Source organism: Polaromonas sp., assembly GCF_010365105.1.
GTDB lineage: Bacteria > Pseudomonadota > Gammaproteobacteria > Burkholderiales > Burkholderiaceae_C > Polaromonas.
The window spans coordinates 1-18,265 of record NZ_JAAFGZ010000041.1 but is presented as its reverse complement, the minus strand read 5'-3'; the positions used below and the strand labels follow the sequence as shown (position 1 = coordinate 18,265).

Below are 18,265 nucleotides of genomic sequence, written 5' to 3'. Positions count from 1 at the left end.
GCACATGTCCAAACAATTTGACGTGATCGTCATCGGCGGCGGTCCCGGCGGCTATATCGCGGCCATTCGCGCCTCACAGCTGGGTTTTAACGTTGCCTGCATCGACGAATGGAAAAATGCCAAGGGTGGCCCGGCCCTGGGCGGAACCTGCACCAACACGGGCTGCATTCCCTCCAAAGCGTTGCTGCAATCCTCGGAGTATTTCGAGCATGCGGGCCACCACTTTGCCGACCACGGCATTGAGGTCAAGGGCCTGGGTCTCGATGTTGGCAAGATGATTGGCCGCAAGGATACGGTCGTCAAGCAAAACAACGATGGCATCGTTTACCTGTTCAAAAAGAACAAGGTCACTTTTTTCCATGGTCGTGGCTCTTTTGCTGCCGCCAAGGATGGCGCCTACGACATCAAGGTCGCAGGCACTGCAGAAGAAACCATCTCTGGCAAGCACATCATTGTGGCCACAGGCTCCAATGCCAGAGCCTTGCCGGGTGCGCCTTTCGATGAAGTCAGCATTTTGTCGAATGACGGCGCTCTGCGCATCGGTACGGTTCCCCAGAAACTGGGTGTGATCGGCTCGGGCGTGATTGGCCTGGAAATGGGTTCGGTCTGGCGCCGTCTGGGTGCCGACGTGACAATTTTGGAAGGATTGTCCACCTTCCTGGGCGCGGTTGATCAACAGATTGCCAAAGAGGCGCACAAGGCCTTCACCAAGCAAGGCTTGAAAATCGAACTGGGCGTCAAAGTCGGTGAGATCAAGAATGGCGAGAACGGCGTGTCTATCGCTTATGCCAATGCCAAGGGCGAAGCGCAGACGCTGGAGGTTGACAAGCTCATCATTTCCATCGGCCGCACGGCCAACACCATCGGGCTCAACCCGGAAGTCGTGGGCTTGGGCCTGGATGAGCGCGGTGCGATCGTGGTGGACGGCGACTGCAAGACCAATTTGCCCAATGTGTGGGCGATAGGCGACGTCGTGCGCGGCCCCATGCTGGCGCACAAAGCCGAAGAAGAAGGCGTAGCAGTTGCCGAGCGCATTGCCGGACAGCATGGCCATGTCAATTTCAACACCATTCCGTGGGTGATCTATACCAGCCCCGAGATTGCCTGGGTCGGCCAGACCGAAGAACAACTGAAGGCAGAAGGGCGTGCTTACAAGTCCGGCACTTTCCCCTTCATGGCCAATGGTCGGGCGAGGGCGCTGGGCGACACAACCGGCATGGTCAAGATGCTCGCAGATGCCGCAAGCGACGAAATCCTGGGGGTTCATATTGTCGGACCGATGGCCAGTGAATTGATTGCAGAGTGCGTCGTGGCGATGGAATTCCGCGCCAGCAGCGAGGACATCGCCCGCATCTGCCATGCCCATCCTTCGCTGAGCGAGGCGACGAAGGAGGCAGCGCTTGCTGTTGACAAGCGCACGCTTAATTTCTAGGGGCATAGCTTAGTGTCACATCCGGTTCGTTCAGCTTACGACGCTGAACTGTCTGCACGGGGCTATGCAAGTGACCCCGCGCAGCTGCTTGCGATCGATGCGCTGGAACGCTGTGCCACAGAGTGGGCAGCCTATAAAGGGCAAAGGTCAAATGCGCTCAAGAAGCTGATCAACCGGCCGCCCATTCCGCGTGGTGTGTACATGTACGGTGGGGTGGGGCGCGGCAAAAGCTTTTTGATGGACTGTTTTTTCAATGCAGTGCCACTCAAGCGAAAAGTACGCCTCCACTTCCATGAGTTCATGCGTGAAGTTCATCGGGAATTGATGGATTTGCAGGGCACACCCAATCCGCTGGACGCATTGGCAAAGCGAATGGCGAAGCGGTTCAGATTGATCTGTTTTGATGAGTTCCATGTTGCCGACATCACTGATGCCATGATCCTTCATCGCATGCTTGTGGCCCTGTTCGACAACGGCGTAGGATTTGTCACTACATCGAATTTTCATCCTGACAAGCTTTACCCCAACGGGTTGCATCGCGATCGCATTCTTCCGGCCATTGAACTGTTGAAGACCCACATGGAAGTCATCAATGTTGACAATGGCACCGACTATCGCCGGCGCACGCTGGAACAGGCCAGACTCTATCATTCACCGCTAGGCCCTGAAGCCGATGCTGAAATGACGGAAACTTTCAACCGGTTGGCCGCTTCGCAGGATGAAAATCAGGTGCTTCAGATCGAATCCAGACAAATTCGGGCAAGACGAAAAGCAGGCGGAGTAGTGTGGTTTGACTTCAAGACTTTGTGCGGAGGGCCGCGTTCGCAGAATGATTATCTTGAAATCGCAACCCAGTTCCATACGGTTTTGCTCAGTGACGTGCCTTACATGCCGGTTCGGATGGCCTCGGAAGCCCGGCGTTTTACCTGGCTGGTGGATGTGCTCTACGACCGTCGGGTGAAACTGATTTTATCTGCCGCTGTGCCGCCTGAAGCTTTGTACACCGAGGGTCCTCTGGTGCATGAGTTTCCTCGAACTGTTTCGCGGCTCAATGAAATGCAGTCCATGGAATTTCTGGCTCTGGAGCACAGAACGGTGGATACGACGTTGACATGAAAACTTTCGTCATTGGATTTTTTTTGCTCTCAATGGGTGGTTTTGCCTTATCGCAAACCGGTCCTGGGAATGTGCAAACTGCCGATATCGACGCGCAGAGAGTCGCCATTGCCGCCGAGCGAAACAGGCTGGAAGCTGGTTTCGCGAACGAAGACGCTGTCTGCTACAAAAAGTTTGCTGTCAACCGTTGCCTTGAGAACGTCAATGCCAGGCGCAGTGCCGTCATGGCAGATTTGAGGCGGCAGGAAATTCTGCTCAACGACGAGCAGCGAAAGAGCAAGGCCGAGCAGCAGATCCGCAAAAGCCAGGATAAGTCATCTCCTGAAAGCCTTCAGTTGGATGGCCAGCGCCGTACCCAGGCGATTGAGGATTTTAGAGGTCGACAAGTGCGTGAACAGGAAAATGCGCAGCGGCGAAATGCCGCTGTTGCGAATGAAACGGCAGCCCGCGACGCCAACGCTGCCCGGCTTGAAAAGCACAAGAAAAAAAATCAGGCGCGCACCGAGAAACAGGTTGAAGCAGCGGAACAAGAAAAAAAATTCAAAGAGCGTCAGATTCAGGCGCAGGAGCGTCGAGTCCAGCACGATGCGGATCAGTCCAGTCGTGTCAAACCCGCCTCGAAGCCGTTACCCCTGCCCCAATAGCCGTGGAGGCCTAGTCCAGCGACTCAAACTTGACAATCACCAGCGAAAGATTGTCGCCAATTCCCCGTGCACGCTTGCATGCTTTTTGAATCAGGAATTCAGTTCCCTCGCGTGGCGACAACATTGACAGGGCAGACCCCATTTCACTGGTGTTGAAGTAATGCCAGACGCCATCGCTGCAAGCCATCAACACGTCATTGGGCTCGAGTTTTGGAATGTAATGCTGGGCAATGGGCGGAGCTTCTTCGGCCCCCAGGCAACCCATCAGAATATTGGACTGTGGGTGATTGTTGGCTTCTTCTTCACTGATCTCACCCTTGTCCACCAGTGTTTGAACATACGAATGGTCCACCGTTCTATAGACCAGCTTGCTGCCGTGAAAATGGTAAATCCGCGAATCACCGGTGTGTACCCAGTGGCATTCGCCATTAGGATTAATCAGAAATGCCGCCAGCGTGCTGTGGGGTTCCTGTTCCGAAGAAATAGCTGTCAGCTTGATGACAATATGTGCTTCCTCGACAATTTGTCTGAGCATCAATGGCCCGTCGTCTGTGTCAGGTGAGTAACGGTCAAAAAGCTGCTTTGCTGTCAGCATCACCTGATCAGATGCCTTGCGACCGCCGCTCCGACCGCCCATTCCATCGGCTACTACGCCAAGAATACATCCGGGAATGCGGTGATGGCTGAGCAAGCTGACCTGGTCCTGCTGGTAGTCACGGTCTCCCTTGTGGATACCTGTAGAGGCTGTAATTCGATAACTTTTGGTCATTGTGGGGGTGGCAGCTTCGCTGTTTCGCGGTGTTTTTATTAACAGCGGCAATGGACGTATTATCAAGTGGCTTAAACGGAAAAATTCATTGATCCTAAATCATTCCTCACCCCAGCGACTGCTGATACAACTCAAAATCGAACATGCAGACCTGAACGCACTCGCAGACAAAGCAGTGCATGCGCCGCACATCGACGAACTGCTGATCAAGCGGCTGAAAAAACGCCGTCTTCAGCTTCGTGACCGCATCTCACGGCTAGAAACTTCCTTGATGCCTATCGAGCCTGCCTGATGAATCTTGCATTTGAGGTAGACCAGGCGTTTTCACCTGAAGGTGTCTTGTCGCGGACAACGGAGCATTTTGTTCCCCGCAGCGGCCAGAAAGAGATGGCACTGGCCGTTTCGCATGCTATTGAGGGGGGCTATCCGCTCGTCGTTGAAGCCAGCACCGGCGTTGGCAAAACTTTTTCATATCTGGTGCCGGCCTTGCTCAGCGGCGAGCGGATACTTTTGTCCACTGCAACCAAGGCTTTGCAGGATCAGCTGTTTGGACGCGATTTGCCCCGTTTGGTTGAAGCCCTCGAATTGCCAGTGAAGACTGCATTGCTCAAGGGTCGGGGCAGCTATCTTTGCCTTCATCGGATGGAGATGGCCCGGCAGGAGCGGTTTTTGCCTGAGGGCGTACCGATACGCTCGCTTGCCCGGGTGGAGGAGTGGTCGCAGGTCACGCGAACAGGTGATCTGGCGGAACTTCCGGGCCTCGACGAGCGTTCACCCATGATTCCCCTGATCACTTCGACGCGGGACAATTGCCTCGGTTCGCAATGTCCGCGCTCTCGCGCTTGCCATGTCAACCTTGCCCGCAGGGAAGCCATGGCGGCGGATGTCGTGGTCATTAACCATCATCTGTTTTTTGCCGATCTGGCCGTTCGTGAATCAGGCGTGGCAGAGTTGCTGCCTTCGGTACGGATTGCCATTTTTGATGAAGCGCATCAGCTGAATGAAACCGGCGTGCAGTTTCTGGGAAACAACCTGAGCACGGGCCAATTGCTCGATTTTTCGCGGGACGTGCTGGCGGCCGGCTTGCAATTGGCACGCGGGCTGGTGGACTGGCAGGAAGTGGTTGCTGCCACCGAACACGCCGCCCGGCAATTGCGCCTTAGCGCCGGAAAGCACTATCCTGGCACAAAGCTTCGATGGGCTGATTCCGTGCCGGAAGGTCTTCCTGCAAACGATTGGCTGCAAGCCATGGAGGCTGTTCACACCTCCTGTCTTCAGGCCTGCGAAGCACTTGACACGGTCAGCGAGATTGCGCCTGATTTTGTCCGGCTTCATGAGCGCGCTGTGCAACTGGCGGAGCGGGTCGAAAGCTTTGCCAAGGCCTGTCCGGCTGGCTTCGTGCGCTGGGTCGATGTGGGTATGCAGTTGCGGCTGGTCGAGTCGCCGCTCGATATTTCTGAGTCTGTAAAAAGCAAAATGCTGGGCACGTCGGGCGAAGGTGTGAAGACATGGATATTTACGTCCGCAACGCTGGGCGATGATGAAAAACTAAGCTGGTTTACACAGCCTTGCGGGCTGGAGGACGCCAGCGTGCTGCGGATTGGAAGTCCATTCGACTACCAGCGCCAGGCCGCACTCTATGTTCCGTCCAGCTTTCCCAGGCCCGGCGACCCGGCGCATCCTGTCAAGGTGGCCGAATCTGTGGCGACATGGTCACGCCAGCTGGGCGGACGCACGATGGTGCTGACAACGACCTTGCGCGCCTTGCGAACGATTGGAGAAGCGCTGGTCGCTGCTTTCACGGAGTCAGAGGACCCGCTGGTGCTGGTGCAGGGCAGCATGCCAAAACGTGCACTGATTGAACGTTTCCGCGAAGGCGATTCACTCGGCGGGAAAGGCTGCGTGCTGGTGGCATCGGCATCGTTCTGGGAAGGTATTGACGTTCCCGGCGATGCACTTCAACTGGTCATCATCGACAAGCTTCCGTTTCCTCCGCCCAACGACCCACTGGCCGAGGCGCGTGCAAAGATGCTGGAGTCGCAAGGGCGCAGTGCTTTTACCGACTACTTTCTGCCCGAAGCCGCCGTCGCGCTCAAGCAGGGCGCCGGTCGCCTGATTCGCCGGGAGACGGACCAAGGCGTGTTGGTGGTTTGCGACAGCCGCCTGGTTTCGATGGGGTACGGACGCCGACTGATCAGGGCATTGCCGCCGATGCAAAGGCTGGCATCGGAACAGGCGCTGATGGACAGGCTGGCCAGCCTTACCAGAACTTGTACCAGGGATTCTCTGCCGTCCTGAAGCCTTTGCTCATGTACTGGCTTTGGGGATAGCTTTTTTCCAGGATGCGGCGCATGTCGTCACGCAACTCGGTCATGCCCAGGGCATCGTAGGATTTATAGAGAATGAAGGTGGCTTCTTCAAGCGCCGGAACGTCGCGGTAGTCGGCAATGGCGCTTTGCGCGCGGTTGATGGCGGCGACATAGGCGCCACGTGAGTAGTAGTAGCGCGCCACATGGACTTCCGACTGTGCCAGTGAATTGACAATGTAATTCATCCGCAGGCGTGAGTCAGGCGCATAGCGCGAATCGGGAAACCGGGTGACCAGTTCCTTGAACGATTCGAACGACTCCTTCGCCGCATTCTGGTCACGCTCCGACAGGTCCTGACGCGAGATAAATCCGAAAAGACCCAGGTTGTCATTGAAGTTCACCAGCCCTCTCAGGTACAGGGCGTAGTCCAGGGCCGGGCTGGCAGGGTGAAGCTTGATGAAACGGTTCAGCGTGGCCAGGGCCTGGGCCTGTTCTGCGCCTTTATACTGGGCATAGGCTTTGTCGAGTTGTGCCTGCTGCGCCAGCGGCGTTCCGGCCGCGCGGCCTTCAAGCTTTTCGTAAAGTGGAATGGCCTTGTCGTAGGCGCCTGAACTGGCTTCGTCCTTCGCTTCGGCGTAAATCTTGTTGGGACTCCAGGTTGCGGTCTTGTCGGGCGCCGGTGTGGTTGAACAGCCTGACAACACAAACAGACCTGCGCAAACGGCTGCTACAAGCGGCGATGCTTTCGGAAAATCCGGTAATTTGGCAAAAAACATAGCAATCGACCCTCTTGATGACTGATTCAGAACTGAGAAAATTTATTATATCGGGCAGCGTTGATGCCAAATCGCCTGAAGATGATGCCCAGGACGAGGGGGATGCTGTTGCCGAAATGGAACTGCGGCATGTCAGCGTGCCAGTCGAGAGCCACGGCAGCCGGCTCGACAAGGCGCTGGCCGGACTGGTGCCGGAGTTTTCACGCAACTACCTGCAGCAATTGATTGAGGCCGGAGGCGTATCGGTCAAAGGCCTTAAAACCGTCAAAACTTCTGCAAAGGTCAAGGCGGGCGATGAATTGTCCATCGAATTGCGGCCTACACCCCAGAGCCAGGCCTTCAAACCCGAAGCCATGGCGCTTGACATTGTTTATGAGGATGCGCATCTCCTGGTGATCAACAAACCAGCCGGTCTGGTGGTTCATCCGGCGCCCGGCAACTGGAGCGGCACCTTGCTCAATGGCTTGCTGGCATACGATCCCCAGGCTTCCTTCATGCCGCGCGCCGGCATTGTGCACCGGCTCGACAAGGACACCAGCGGCCTGATGGTGGTGGCACGCCAGCGTCAGACCATGGATCAGCTGGTGGGCATGATTGCCGCCCGCACGGTGAGCCGGGAATACATCGCGCTGGCACATGGCGCATGGCAAGGCGCAAAAACACGCCAGGTCGAGGCTCCCATTGGCCGTGACCCGCGAAACCGGCTGCGCATGGCGGTGGTTGACCTGGAGAAAAATCCGGGCAAGACGGCTTCCACGGTGGTTTCCCTGATGGGCAATGCCGAAAAATATTGCCTGGTCAAGTGCAAGCTGCATACCGGCCGCACCCACCAGATCCGGGTTCACATGGCATTCCTGGACCATTCGCTGGTGTCGGATGCCTTGTACGGCGGCGCCCCTGCGGGCAACATGGCGCGCCAGGCGCTGCATGCCTGCCGGCTGGCATTTGCCCATCCGGCAACAGGCGAGCCGATGGAATTCAAATCGCCGCCGCCGCCCGACCTGCTGCGGGCGATGGACGCTTTGGGCCTGAGATACAATCCTTCCCTGTAGTTTTCTGCTACCGGCAACATGGCTTCCTGATCCAGGTAAAGCCAGCACGAACGCGATGCGCTGACAAAAGCGCCTTCATCCGCTTTCCTCCCGTTTTATTTCGGAACGACCAATCATGAACACGACGGATGCCCGGCGCATCCTCGAAACAGCCCTTATCTGCGCACAGCAAGCCCTGACGTTGCGCGAGCTCGGTGTTTTGTTTAACGGGGAGCTTGCCGCCGACAGCATTAAACTGGCCCTTGGCGACTTGCAGGACGAGTGGTCGGGCCGAGGCGTGGAACTGGTGCATGTGGCCAGTGGATGGCGCTTTCAAAGCCGACCGGAAATGCACGAGTACCTGGACCGTCTTAACCCTGAAAAACCGCCGCGCTATAGCCGGGCGACACTGGAAACGCTGGCAATCATTGCCTATCGGCAGCCTGTGACGCGGGGTGATATGGAAGATATCCGCGGTGTGACCATCAACAGCCTGCTGCTAAGGCAATTGGAAGATCGTGGCTGGGTTGAGGTGATCGGTCACCGCGAGACGGTGGGCCGCCCGGCGCTGTATGCGACGACCCGCCAGTTTCTGGATGACCTGGGCGTTGAATCCCTGGCCGGACTGCCGTCGATGAACGACACAACGGCGCAGATTGCAAAGCTTGAACAGTTTGAACTGGGCATTGAGGGAGCGCCTGACAGTTTTTCGCCGCTGACCATGACTGAATTGAAAATTTCGATCCATAGCGAGGACCTGGCGTCGGATGCCGGAAAAAGTTCTCAACCTGATCCGCAGTAATCCGTATGCCCGCTATCCACACGAACGAATGTAAAAGCATGAACTCAAACGACCATCCCGCCAGCAAGCCACTGCACATGCCAGAAAATGAATCAAATAGTGCTCCAGCGCACGACCTGCCTGCACAATCAGCTCCTGAATCCATAGCAAGCGTAGCCGGTGACAAGGCAGCGACGCCGCATGCGGGTGCGCGGCGGCATGGCCCGAAGCCATTGCCGGCGACCCTTCGCTTCGAAGACGTGATCACCGGTCAGTTCGATGCCGACGAAGACGACGCCGCGATCGACCTGCCCAAGCGGGTTCTGCTGCCCCAGCCAGAAACACCCAAGCTGCACAAGGTGCTGGCTCAGGCCGGCCTGGGCTCGCGTCTGGAGATGGAGCAACTGATTCTGGAAGGGCGGATTTCCGTCAATGCCGAGCCGGCGCATATCGGCCAGCGCATCCAGTTTGGCGACACCGTCAAGGTCAACGGCAAGCCCATCCGCGTGCAGATCGACCCGCCGCCGCCCCGCGTCATCGCCTACCACAAGCCTGCCGGCGAAGTGGTGACGCACGATGATCCGCAAAATCGTCCGACCGTCTTCCGGCGCCTGCCCAAGCTGTTCCAGGGCAAATGGCAATCCGTCGGGCGGCTGGATCTGAACACCGAAGGCCTGCTGCTGCTGACAAGTTCCGGCGAACTGGCCAACAAGCTGATGCACCCGCGCTTCGGACTGGAACGTGAATATGCCGTGCGGGTGCTCGGTGCGCTCAACAACGAAGAGAAAAAACGCTTGCTCGACGGCGTGACCCTGGACGATGGCATGGCGCAGTTCGGCTCGATTGAAGCCGGTGGCGGTGAAGGCGCCAATTGCTGGTACCGGGTCACGATTTCTGAAGGCCGCAACCGTGAGGTGCGCCGCATGTTTGAAGCCGTGGGCCATGCGGTGAGCCGCCTGATCCGCATCCGTTACGGCGCCATGGTGCTGCCGCGCGGACTGAAGCGCGGCGCGTTTGTCGAACTCGACGAAAACGACATCTACGCATTGACCAGTGCGGTCAGCCGTTCGGAATCGCGGCCGGACCCGCGTGGCGAAGCAGCCATCCCGGGCCAGCCCGACGCTGAGGGCGGTGCCCCGCAGCGCCGCGGTCCGCGCGGGAACGACCGTCCACGCAATACTGGCGGGCGGCCCCGCAACGCGGGCACAGGCCAAACCGGCATGGTCCAGCCGCTCGATGATTCCCAGCCGCCGATGAATCGTAACGATGCAGCGCAGCGAGGCAATCGGCGCGGCGCCAATCCTGGCCCTGGCGGCGCAAGAGGCCGAAGCCAGGGCGGAAATGCCGGTCCGGCGACGCGCTTTGGACCTCCGAGTGCAGGCGCGCCCCAAGGCCAGAAGCGCCGGGACGACCGGGGTCCGCGCAGCGACAAATCCGCCGGAGCCGCCCAGCCCGATCCCATGAAGACCTCGTTTGGCTATATTGGCGCGGACACCTTCACCCGGCAGCGCCAGGACCAGGGCCAGCAGCGCCGGGGCGGCGGCGGCAATGCCGGCGGCTTTGGCGGTGGTGGTGGCAGCAGCGGGGGCCCGCGTCGCAATGGCGGCAATTCTGGCGGCAATCGCGGTGGTGGCAACCGGGGCGGCAACCGCTAACGCGAAACCCGGTTGACTGGCAACCACTGCATGCAATCAATCGGCATTTTGCTACTGAATTAATAGCTGCTAGCATATATGTAAACTGCGCAAAAGGCCGATTTGATGCTAAAAATTGGTTTGCTGGCCGGAATGAATGCGTTCCAGCTCTTCAGCGGTAGTACGCCATTTCGCAAGGTTGCCTTCGAAGGGCAACCCGGCAGGTTAAAATCATGGGCTTTATTCAGTCCCTGAATAATTTTAAAACCCAATAACTCCAACATCCCTTAGGAAAAAAACATGGCCATCGAACGCACACTCTCCATCATCAAGCCTGACGCCGTCGCCAAAAACGTGATTGGCCAAATCTATGCGCGTTTTGAAGCCGCCGGCCTGAAAGTCGTCGCTGCCAAAATGGTCCACCTGTCACAAGGCGAAGCCGAAGCTTTTTACGGCGTGCACAAAGCCCGTCCTTTCTTCAAGGACCTGGTGTCTTTCATGATTTCCGGCCCGGTGATGATCCAGGCGCTCGAAGGCGAAGGCGCCGTGCTGAAGAACCGTGACCTGATGGGCGCGACCGACCCGAAGAAGGCCGATGCCGGCACCATTCGCGCTGACTTCGCCGACAGTATCGATGCCAATGCCGTGCATGGTTCCGACGCTGTCGAAACCGCCAAGGAAGAAATCGCTTTCTTCTTTGCAGGCCTGAACGTTTACTCGCGTTAATGCGCACCGTCCCCATGCTCTGCCGCCCTGTGACAGGGTCGCCGCTTGTGTGGGGCGGCCTGGCGTATCGCTGCCTGCGATGACAACCAATCTTCTCGATTTCGATCTGGAGGGCCTGGCAGCGTTTTGCGAACAGCTGGGCCAGAAGCGCTTTCGCGCGACCCAGCTGTTTCGCTGGATTCACCAGAAAGGTGCTTCTGATTTTGAGCAGATGACCGATCTGGCCAAGGCGCTGCGCGAAAAGCTCGCGGTCTCGGCCCACATCACGGGCCCCAAGGTGGTATCGCGCCACGAGTCAACGGACGGCACGATCAAGTGGCTGTTTGACGTGGGCGCGGGCGATGTGATTGAAACGGTTTTCATCCCTGAATCCGACCGTGGCACGCTGTGCATTTCATCCCAGGCGGGTTGCGCCGTGGGCTGCCGTTTCTGCTCGACCGGCCACCAAGGCTTCAGCCGCAACCTGACGACTGGGGAAATCATTTCCCAGTTGTGGTTTGCCGAGCACTTCCTGCGCAAGCACTTGGGCAAGGATGAACGCGTCATTTCCAACGTTGTCATGATGGGCATGGGCGAGCCGCTGCAGAACTATTCGCAGCTGCTGCCAGCGCTCAAGGTCATGCTCGATGATCATGCCTATGGCTTGTCACGTCGCCGCGTCACGGTGTCCACCTCCGGCGTGGTGCCGATGATCGATCGCCTGGCCCGGGATTGCCCCGTCGCCCTGGCCGTCTCGCTCCATGCGCCGCAGGATGCGCTGCGCAGCGACCTGGTTCCGCTGAACAAGAAGTACCCGATTGCCGAACTGCTGGAGGCCTGCACCCGCTACCAGTCGGCGGCGCCTCGCGACTTCATCACGTTTGAATACTGCATGCTCGATGGTGTCAACGACCAGCCCGAGCATGCGCGCCAGCTGGTGGCCTTGATGAAGACCCATGCGGCCAATGGCCTGTCCTGCAAGTTCAACCTGATTCCCTTCAATCCCTTTCCGGCTTCGGGCCTGGTGCGCTCGCAAATGCCGCAGGTCATGGCGTTTGCCCGAATCCTGATCGATGCGGGCATCGTCACCACTGTGCGTAAAACACGTGGCGATGACATCGATGCGGCCTGCGGCCAGCTGGCAGGTGATGTGCAGGACCGTACCGGTGTGGATCAGCGCATGGCTGCGCAGCGCCAGGGTATGTTGGGTGGCATCAAGGTTGTGGTCCTCAACAAGGATGCTGCCTGATGAAAGTCACGGTGCATGCCTGGGTTTTTGTCTTCTGGACTGCCATGCTGCTGGGTGGCTGTGCCAGTCAGCCTGGTTCTGTCGCAGGGTTGGGAAGCCGCACTGACCTGATCACCGATTCCGATGAAACCGACATCCGTCGTCGCGCACGCTTGCGCGTCGAACTGGCCAGCGGTTATTTTGAACAGGGCCAGACCAAGGTGGCCCTGGATGAAATCAAGCAGTCGCTGGCAACCGATCCGAACTTCGTCGATGCCTACAACCTGCGCGGGCTGGTCTATATGCGGCTGAACGACATTCCGCTTGCAGAAGACAGTTTTCGCCGTGCGCTCGCCCTGAATGCGCGCGATGCCAGCGTGGCCCACAACTACGGCTGGCTGCTGTGCCAGCAGGCACGCTACCCCGAGTCGTTCAAGCTTTTTGCCCAGGCCGCTGCCAACCCGACCTACACCGGGAAAGCCAAGACACTGATGACCCTGGGTGTGTGCCAGGTGAATGCCGGGCAGTTAAGCGAAGCCGAACAAAGCTTCATGCATTCCTACGAACTGGATGCAGGCAATCCCGTGACCGGCTACAACCTGTCCAAACTGCTGTATGCGCGTGGCGACTTGACGCGCGCCCAGTTTTACATCCGCCGCCTGAACAACAGCGAACTGGCGAATGCCCAGACGCTCTGGCTGGGCATCAAGACGGAGCAAAAGCTCAACAATCGGGAGGCGATGGTGCAACTTGCCAGTCAGTTGAAGAAACGCTTTGCGCAATCTCCCGAGGCCGCAGCGTATGAAAAGGGCCTTTTCAATGATTAAGGATGAAGCGGTGCTTGCGCCAGGCATTCCGTTAAATCGCGATGCGGCAGGCCAGCAGGATACTGCCGGTGCCATGCTTCGCACAGCCCGGCAATCGCAGGGTCTGGACATTGCCACAATGGCAGCGCTGCTGAAGGTTCCGGTTCACAAACTGCAGGCGCTTGAGCAGGACCAGCCGGAGCTTTTGGCCGATCCGGTGTTTGCGCGCGCGTTGGCCGCCAGCATGTGCCGCGTCCTCAAGCTGGACCCAGCCCCTGTGCTGCATCGTCTGCCTGCAATTGCCGCGTTCAAGGTGACTTCCCAGAACCGGGGAATCAACACGCCGTTTCGTACGCGCAGCAGTAGCAGCAGAAATGTGATCCCCTTCTGGTCCCATATTTCGCGGCCAGCCGTTCTGTTAGGCGTGGCATTGCTGCTTGGCGCACTGGTATTGATGTTCTTGCCATCCATTCAAAAGGAAGTTGCCAGGTACCGGCAGGCGGGCCCGCTTGAAAACGTCCCGGGCCAGGTGGTGGAATCCGCTCCTGCCACGACGACGGTGATAACCCCGACATCCCCAGGCAACGACGTGCCCGGCGCGTCCGTGGTGACGCCTGTCGATGTCCCTGCTGCTGCGATGGGTGTGCTGGGGTCTCCGCTCGCGACTGCTTCAGCAGGCGCCGACGCTGCTCCTGCTGAACCGCCGATGACCATCAGCGCCAGAGGCACATCGAAAATAAAGGTGACAGATGCCAGCGGCACGGTGGTTCTTGACCGCACGCTTCGCGCAGGCGAGTCTGTCAGTCCGTCGGGCGCGCTGCCGCTGGCCGTGGTGGCAAGCCGTGCCAACGTCATACAGGTTCAGGTGCGTGGCCAGGCCTTTGACCTTGCCAGTGTGACCAAGAACAACATTGCTCGTTTCGAGGTGAAATAGTGCAACCCTGCCTTCCCATCGCATCTGCTTTTCCAAAGCCGCATCATTCCCTCCAGACCCGTGTCGTCTGGGGTTCGCGTGTCGTGACCGTGGGCGGGGACGCGCCGGTGCGTATCCAGTCCATGACCAACACCGACACTGTGGACGCCATTGGCACGGCCATCCAGGTCAAGGAACTGGCCCTGGCCGGGTCCGAAATGGTCCGCATCACGGTCAACACGCCTGAAGCTGCCGCCGCAGTTCCCTATGTGCGCGAGCAGCTCGACCGCATGGGTGTTGATGTTCCGCTGATTGGAGACTTTCATTACAACGGCCACCGCCTTCTGACCGATTACCCGGCCTGTGCGCAGGCACTGTCCAAGTACCGGATCAATCCTGGAAACGTCGGCAAAGGCAACAAGCGTGATACCCAGTTCGGCCAGATGATTGAAGCGGCCATGCGCTGGAACAAGGTCATCCGCATCGGCGTGAACTGGGGCAGCCTTGACCAGGAACTGCTCGCCAGCCTGATGGACGAAAACAGCGCGCGCAGCACACCCTGGGATGCCCGGCAGGTGATGTATGAAGCACTGATCACCTCGGCCATCGATTCGGCCCAACGTGCCGAGGACATGGGCATGCGGCGCGACCAGATTATCCTGTCGTGCAAGGTCAGCGGCGTCCAGGACCTGGTTTCGGTGTACAGGGAACTGTCCAGGCGCACCGATCACACCCTTCACCTGGGGCTGACCGAAGCCGGCATGGGCACCAAGGGCACGGTCGCTTCGGCCACGGCGCTGTCGATTTTGTTGCAGGAAGGCATTGGCGACACAATTCGCGTTTCCCTGACGCCCCAGCCCGGCGAGGCGAGGACGCAGGAAGTGGTCATCGCCGCCGAAATCCTGCAGGCGCTGGGCTTGCGGACCTTCGTGCCCAGCGTGACGGCATGCCCCGGTTGCGGCCGCACCACCAGCACCACCTTCCAGGAAATGGCCAAGCAGATCGACGACTTCCTGCGTGCCCAGATGCCCGTCTGGCGCGAGCAGTATCCGGGCGTCGAAGGCTTGCGTGTGGCCGTGATGGGCTGCATCGTCAACGGACCGGGTGAAAGCAAGCATGCCGACATCGGCATCAGCCTTCCCGGATCGGGCGAAGCCCCGGCTGCACCGGTGTTCATCGATGGCGAAAAAAGACTCACCCTGCGCGGCGACAACATTGCGCAGGAGTTCCAGGTGATTGTTGAAAACTATATTGAAAAACGCTTTGGCTCGCCTACGCTGGCCCAGGCTTCCTGAACGACATGCCTGAAAAAATGAATGCCAGTCCGGTAGAAAAAGCCGTGCCGATCAAAATCGAGAAACTTGCCGCCGTCAAGGGCATGAACGACATCCTGCCGCCAGATTCGGCACGCTGGGAATGGCTTGAGGGCAAGGTTCGAGCCCTGATGGCGCGTTATGCCTACCGCAACATCCGCACGCCGATTCTGGAGCACACCCAGCTCTTTGTGCGCGGCATCGGCGAAGTCACCGACATTGTCGAAAAGGAAATGTATTCTTTTGAAGACCGCTCGGACAAGCATGGCGACCATGACCACCTGACCATGCGCCCGGAAAACACCGCCAGCGTGGTCCGCGCCGTCACCGAGCACAACCTGCTGTACGACGGAGGCAAGCGGCTTTACTACATGGGACCTATGTTTCGCCGCGAGCGGCCGCAACGCGGTCGCTACCGCCAGTTTCACCAGATCGGCGCCGAAGCGCTGGGGTTTGCAGGCCCGGAAGTGGATGCCGAACTGATCCTGCTGGCTGCTGCGCTCTGGAAGGAACTGGGCCTGAGCGACTGGCGCCTGGAAATCAACAGCCTCGGCCAGCCCGACGAGCGCGCCCAGCACCGGGCGCAACTGATCGCGCACTTTGAACAGCACGCCGACTTGCTCGACGAAGAGGCGAAAAGGCGACTGCACAGCAACCCGCTGCGCATTCTCGACACCAAGAACCCGGCGATGAAGTCGGTAGTGGAAAGCGCTCCGCGCCTTATCGATTTTCTCGGCGTGGAGTCGCTGGCGCATTTCGACGGCCTCAAGGCCATCCTGGACGCCAATGGCATTGCCTGGACCCTCAACCACCGGCTGGTGCGCGGACTGGACTATTACAACTTGACGGTCTTCGAGTTCGTCACCGACCGCCTGGGCGCACAGGGCACGATTTGCGCAGGTGGCCGTTACGACGACCTGATCGCGCAGATGGGCGGCAAGCCGGCACCTGCCGTGGGCTGGGCGCTGGGCGTCGAGCGCGTGCTCGAACTCCTCAAGGAGGAGGGCGCTTTCGGTGAACTCCCGGTGCCCGATGCCTATGCAGTGGTTCCCGAAGCCTCGACCCTGCCGGTCGTGATGAAAACCCTGCAGGCCCTGCGAGGCGCCGGAATCAGCGTGCAGATGCATGCCAGTGCGTCACCGGGCAGCATGGGCAGCATGAAGTCACAGTTCAAGCGCGCTGATGGCAGCGGCGCACGCTTTGCGCTGATTTTTGGCGCGGCCGAACTGGCCGAAGGCCGCGTTGCCGTCAAACCGCTGCGCGGCGATAAAGACGGGCCGGCAGATGGCCAGACGCTTCAATCGCTGGACGACGTGGCCGCCTGGGCAGGCATGCTGCGCAGCAGCCCCACGGTTTGAGCGGCAGTTCGGCGCTCTACAATCCCTCTTCAATCCAGCCCGTCCGCGTGGGCTGGAAACTCCCGGAAACTTATGGCAAAACACCTCGATTTGGAAGAACAGGAACAGCTTGACGAGATCAAGCATTTCTGGAAACAGTATGGCAATCTGATCACCTGGGCGCTGATTGTGGTTCTGGGTGCGTTTGCCGCCTGGAACGGCTACCAGTACTGGCAACGCAGCCAGGCAGCACAGGCCTCGGTGATGTTCGACGAGATCGAGCGCGCCATTGTGTCCGGCGATGCCGCGCGTATCGACCGTGCGCTGGCCGACATGAAAGACCGTTTCGCCAGCACCGCGTATGCCCAGCAGGCCGGCCTTCTTGTGGCCAAAGCCCATCATGACAAGGGCAACGCCGATGCAGCCCGCGCAGCCCTTGCCTGGGTGGCCGACAAGGCGTCCGATCCCGGCTACCAGGCCGTTGCCAGGCTTCGTCTTGCCGGACTGCTGCTTGAAAAGAAATCTTACGACGAAGCCCTGCAACAGCTTTCCGCTGCCTTCCCCAAAAACTTTGAGGGGCTGGTGGCTGACCGGCGCGCAGACATCCTGATGGCGCAAGGCAAAAAAGTCGAAGCCAAAGCCGAATACGAAAAGGCCTGGAAAGCCTTTGACGAGCGCACCGAATACCGGCGCCTGGTCGAGGTCAAGCTCAATGCGCTGGGTGTCGATCCCACCGCCGGACAGGTCAAGCTGGCAACTGCCGAAAATGCCGGAGCAAACAAATGAAAATTCAGTCTTTTTTGCCGTTTGCGCTTGCTGCACGTGCACCTCTAGCTATTATTAGCATAGCGCTCCTGGCAGGTTGCTTCGGCGGTGTCAAAAAACCTCAACCCACGGAACTGCAGCCGGTGACGGCGCTGGTTTCCGTGCGTCAAAGCTGGACCCAGCGCATCGGTCCGGTCAATTTCCCGCTTGATGTCGGTGTTGCCGGCAACGGCGTAGCGGTCGCCAGCGACGATGGAACGGTCGCGCTTTTAGATGCACAGACCGGCCGTGATGTCTGGCGCCTGGCCCTGAAGACGCCGATTGCTGCAGGCGTGGGCAGTGACGGAAAAGTTCTTGCCGTCGTCACCAAAGACAACGAAGTCATTGCCATGCAGGGAGGGCGCGAGTTGTGGCGTCAAAAGCTCACCGCACAGGCGTTCACCGCCCCGTTCGTGGCGGGTGAGCGCGTGTTTGTGCTGGCCGCAGATCGTTCGGTCAATGCCTTCGACGGGCAGACTGGTCGAAAGCTGTGGGCGCAGCAGCGTTCAAGCGAACCCCTGGTGCTGCGCCAGTCGGGCGTGATGCTGGCCGTTGGCGACACGCTGGTGGTCGGTCTGGCTGGCCGGCTGGCAGGCATGAACCCGTCAAATGGCAGCATTCAGTGGGAGGCGCCCATTGCCACGCCGCGCGGCATCAATGACATCGA

At 59.0% G+C, this 18,265-nt stretch carries 18 protein-coding genes; 16 read left to right on the top strand and 2 right to left on the bottom strand.

The features are described 5' to 3' along the window. The first annotated feature begins 4 nt into the window (after window positions 1-4). From lpdA to GZ092_RS18825, 3 genes are read left to right on the top strand one after another with little or no spacing between them, the layout of a single operon-like run. Window positions 5-1,432: a dihydrolipoyl dehydrogenase gene (gene lpdA / locus GZ092_RS18835; RefSeq protein ID WP_293638630.1), complete on the top strand. Its 1,428-nt coding sequence runs from the start codon at window positions 5-7 to the stop codon at window positions 1,430-1,432. Between the two features lie 12 nt (window positions 1,433-1,444). Further along, window positions 1,445-2,548 (top strand): cell division protein ZapE, encoded by a 1,104-nt coding sequence (gene zapE / locus GZ092_RS18830; RefSeq protein WP_293638629.1) that lies wholly within the window; start codon window positions 1,445-1,447, stop codon window positions 2,546-2,548. After that, on the top strand, window positions 2,545-3,192 hold the full coding sequence (locus GZ092_RS18825) for a hypothetical protein (protein ID WP_293638628.1): 648 nt from the start codon (window positions 2,545-2,547) through the stop codon (window positions 3,190-3,192). The genes zapE and GZ092_RS18825 overlap by 4 nt, the downstream gene beginning before the upstream one ends. A gap of 10 nt (window positions 3,193-3,202) precedes the next feature. On the opposite strand, the gene GZ092_RS18820 is transcribed toward GZ092_RS18825, so the two are convergent. Then, complete coding sequence (locus GZ092_RS18820) at window positions 3,203-3,961, bottom strand: protein phosphatase 2C domain-containing protein (protein WP_293638627.1); 759 nt, start codon at window positions 3,959-3,961, stop codon at window positions 3,203-3,205. A gap of 88 nt (window positions 3,962-4,049) precedes the next feature. On the opposite strand from GZ092_RS18820, the gene GZ092_RS18815 reads away from it, so the two are divergent. Continuing rightward, window positions 4,050-4,253, top strand: a complete 204-nt coding sequence (locus GZ092_RS18815; RefSeq protein ID WP_293638641.1) for a YdcH family protein — start codon at window positions 4,050-4,052, stop codon at window positions 4,251-4,253. Further along, a complete protein-coding gene (locus GZ092_RS18810) occupies window positions 4,253-6,259 on the top strand; it encodes an ATP-dependent DNA helicase (protein WP_293638626.1) in 2,007 nt (668 codons plus the stop codon). The genes GZ092_RS18815 and GZ092_RS18810 overlap by 1 nt, the downstream gene beginning before the upstream one ends. Here the strand turns inward: GZ092_RS18810 and GZ092_RS18805 are convergent. Next, complete coding sequence (locus GZ092_RS18805) at window positions 6,222-7,046, bottom strand: outer membrane protein assembly factor BamD (protein ID WP_293638625.1); 825 nt, start codon at window positions 7,044-7,046, stop codon at window positions 6,222-6,224. The genes GZ092_RS18810 and GZ092_RS18805 overlap by 38 nt on opposite strands. 17 nt (window positions 7,047-7,063) lie before the next feature. Here GZ092_RS18805 and GZ092_RS18800 point away from each other — a divergent pair, with 17 nt between their 5' ends. The 11 genes from GZ092_RS18800 to GZ092_RS18750 form a co-directional block, all read left to right on the top strand. Continuing rightward, complete coding sequence (locus GZ092_RS18800; protein WP_293638623.1) at window positions 7,064-8,098, top strand: RluA family pseudouridine synthase; 1,035 nt, start codon at window positions 7,064-7,066, stop codon at window positions 8,096-8,098. A 115-nt stretch (window positions 8,099-8,213) separates the two neighbouring features. Continuing rightward, on the top strand, window positions 8,214-8,879 hold the full coding sequence (gene scpB, locus GZ092_RS18795) for an SMC-Scp complex subunit ScpB (RefSeq protein ID WP_293638621.1): 666 nt from the start codon (window positions 8,214-8,216) through the stop codon (window positions 8,877-8,879). A 38-nt stretch (window positions 8,880-8,917) separates the two neighbouring features. Beyond that, window positions 8,918-10,513, top strand: a complete 1,596-nt coding sequence (locus GZ092_RS18790) for a pseudouridine synthase (RefSeq protein WP_293638619.1) — start codon at window positions 8,918-8,920, stop codon at window positions 10,511-10,513. Between the two features lie 279 nt (window positions 10,514-10,792). After that, on the top strand, window positions 10,793-11,218 hold the full coding sequence (ndk, locus tag GZ092_RS18785; protein ID WP_196864167.1) for a nucleoside-diphosphate kinase: 426 nt from the start codon (window positions 10,793-10,795) through the stop codon (window positions 11,216-11,218). A 79-nt stretch (window positions 11,219-11,297) separates the two neighbouring features. After that, window positions 11,298-12,446, top strand: a complete 1,149-nt coding sequence (gene rlmN, locus GZ092_RS18780; protein WP_293638613.1) for a 23S rRNA (adenine(2503)-C(2))-methyltransferase RlmN — start codon at window positions 11,298-11,300, stop codon at window positions 12,444-12,446. Continuing rightward, window positions 12,446-13,252, top strand: coding sequence for a type IV pilus biogenesis/stability protein PilW (gene pilW / locus GZ092_RS18775; protein ID WP_293638612.1), 807 nt, complete (start codon window positions 12,446-12,448; stop codon window positions 13,250-13,252). Before rlmN ends, pilW begins: the two co-directional genes overlap by 1 nt. After that, the gene (locus tag GZ092_RS18770) at window positions 13,227-14,165 is read left to right on the top strand and encodes a helix-turn-helix domain-containing protein (protein WP_363254631.1); all 939 of its coding nucleotides are present in this window, start codon (window positions 13,227-13,229) and stop codon (window positions 14,163-14,165) included. Before pilW ends, GZ092_RS18770 begins: the two co-directional genes overlap by 26 nt. Beyond that, a complete protein-coding gene (gene ispG / locus GZ092_RS18765; protein ID WP_293638610.1) occupies window positions 14,165-15,439 on the top strand; it encodes a flavodoxin-dependent (E)-4-hydroxy-3-methylbut-2-enyl-diphosphate synthase in 1,275 nt (424 codons plus the stop codon). The genes GZ092_RS18770 and ispG overlap by 1 nt, the downstream gene beginning before the upstream one ends. 56 nt (window positions 15,440-15,495) lie before the next feature. Continuing rightward, window positions 15,496-16,815, top strand: coding sequence for a histidine--tRNA ligase (hisS, locus tag GZ092_RS18760; protein ID WP_293638640.1), 1,320 nt, complete (start codon window positions 15,496-15,498; stop codon window positions 16,813-16,815). 72 nt (window positions 16,816-16,887) lie between these two features. After that, the gene (locus GZ092_RS18755) at window positions 16,888-17,580 is read left to right on the top strand and encodes a tetratricopeptide repeat protein (protein WP_293638608.1); all 693 of its coding nucleotides are present in this window, start codon (window positions 16,888-16,890) and stop codon (window positions 17,578-17,580) included. Window positions 17,581-17,702: 122 nt separating this feature from the next. Continuing rightward, the coding region (locus tag GZ092_RS18750; protein ID WP_293638607.1) for a PQQ-binding-like beta-propeller repeat protein at window positions 17,703-18,265 on the top strand (563 nt) is incomplete at its 3' end.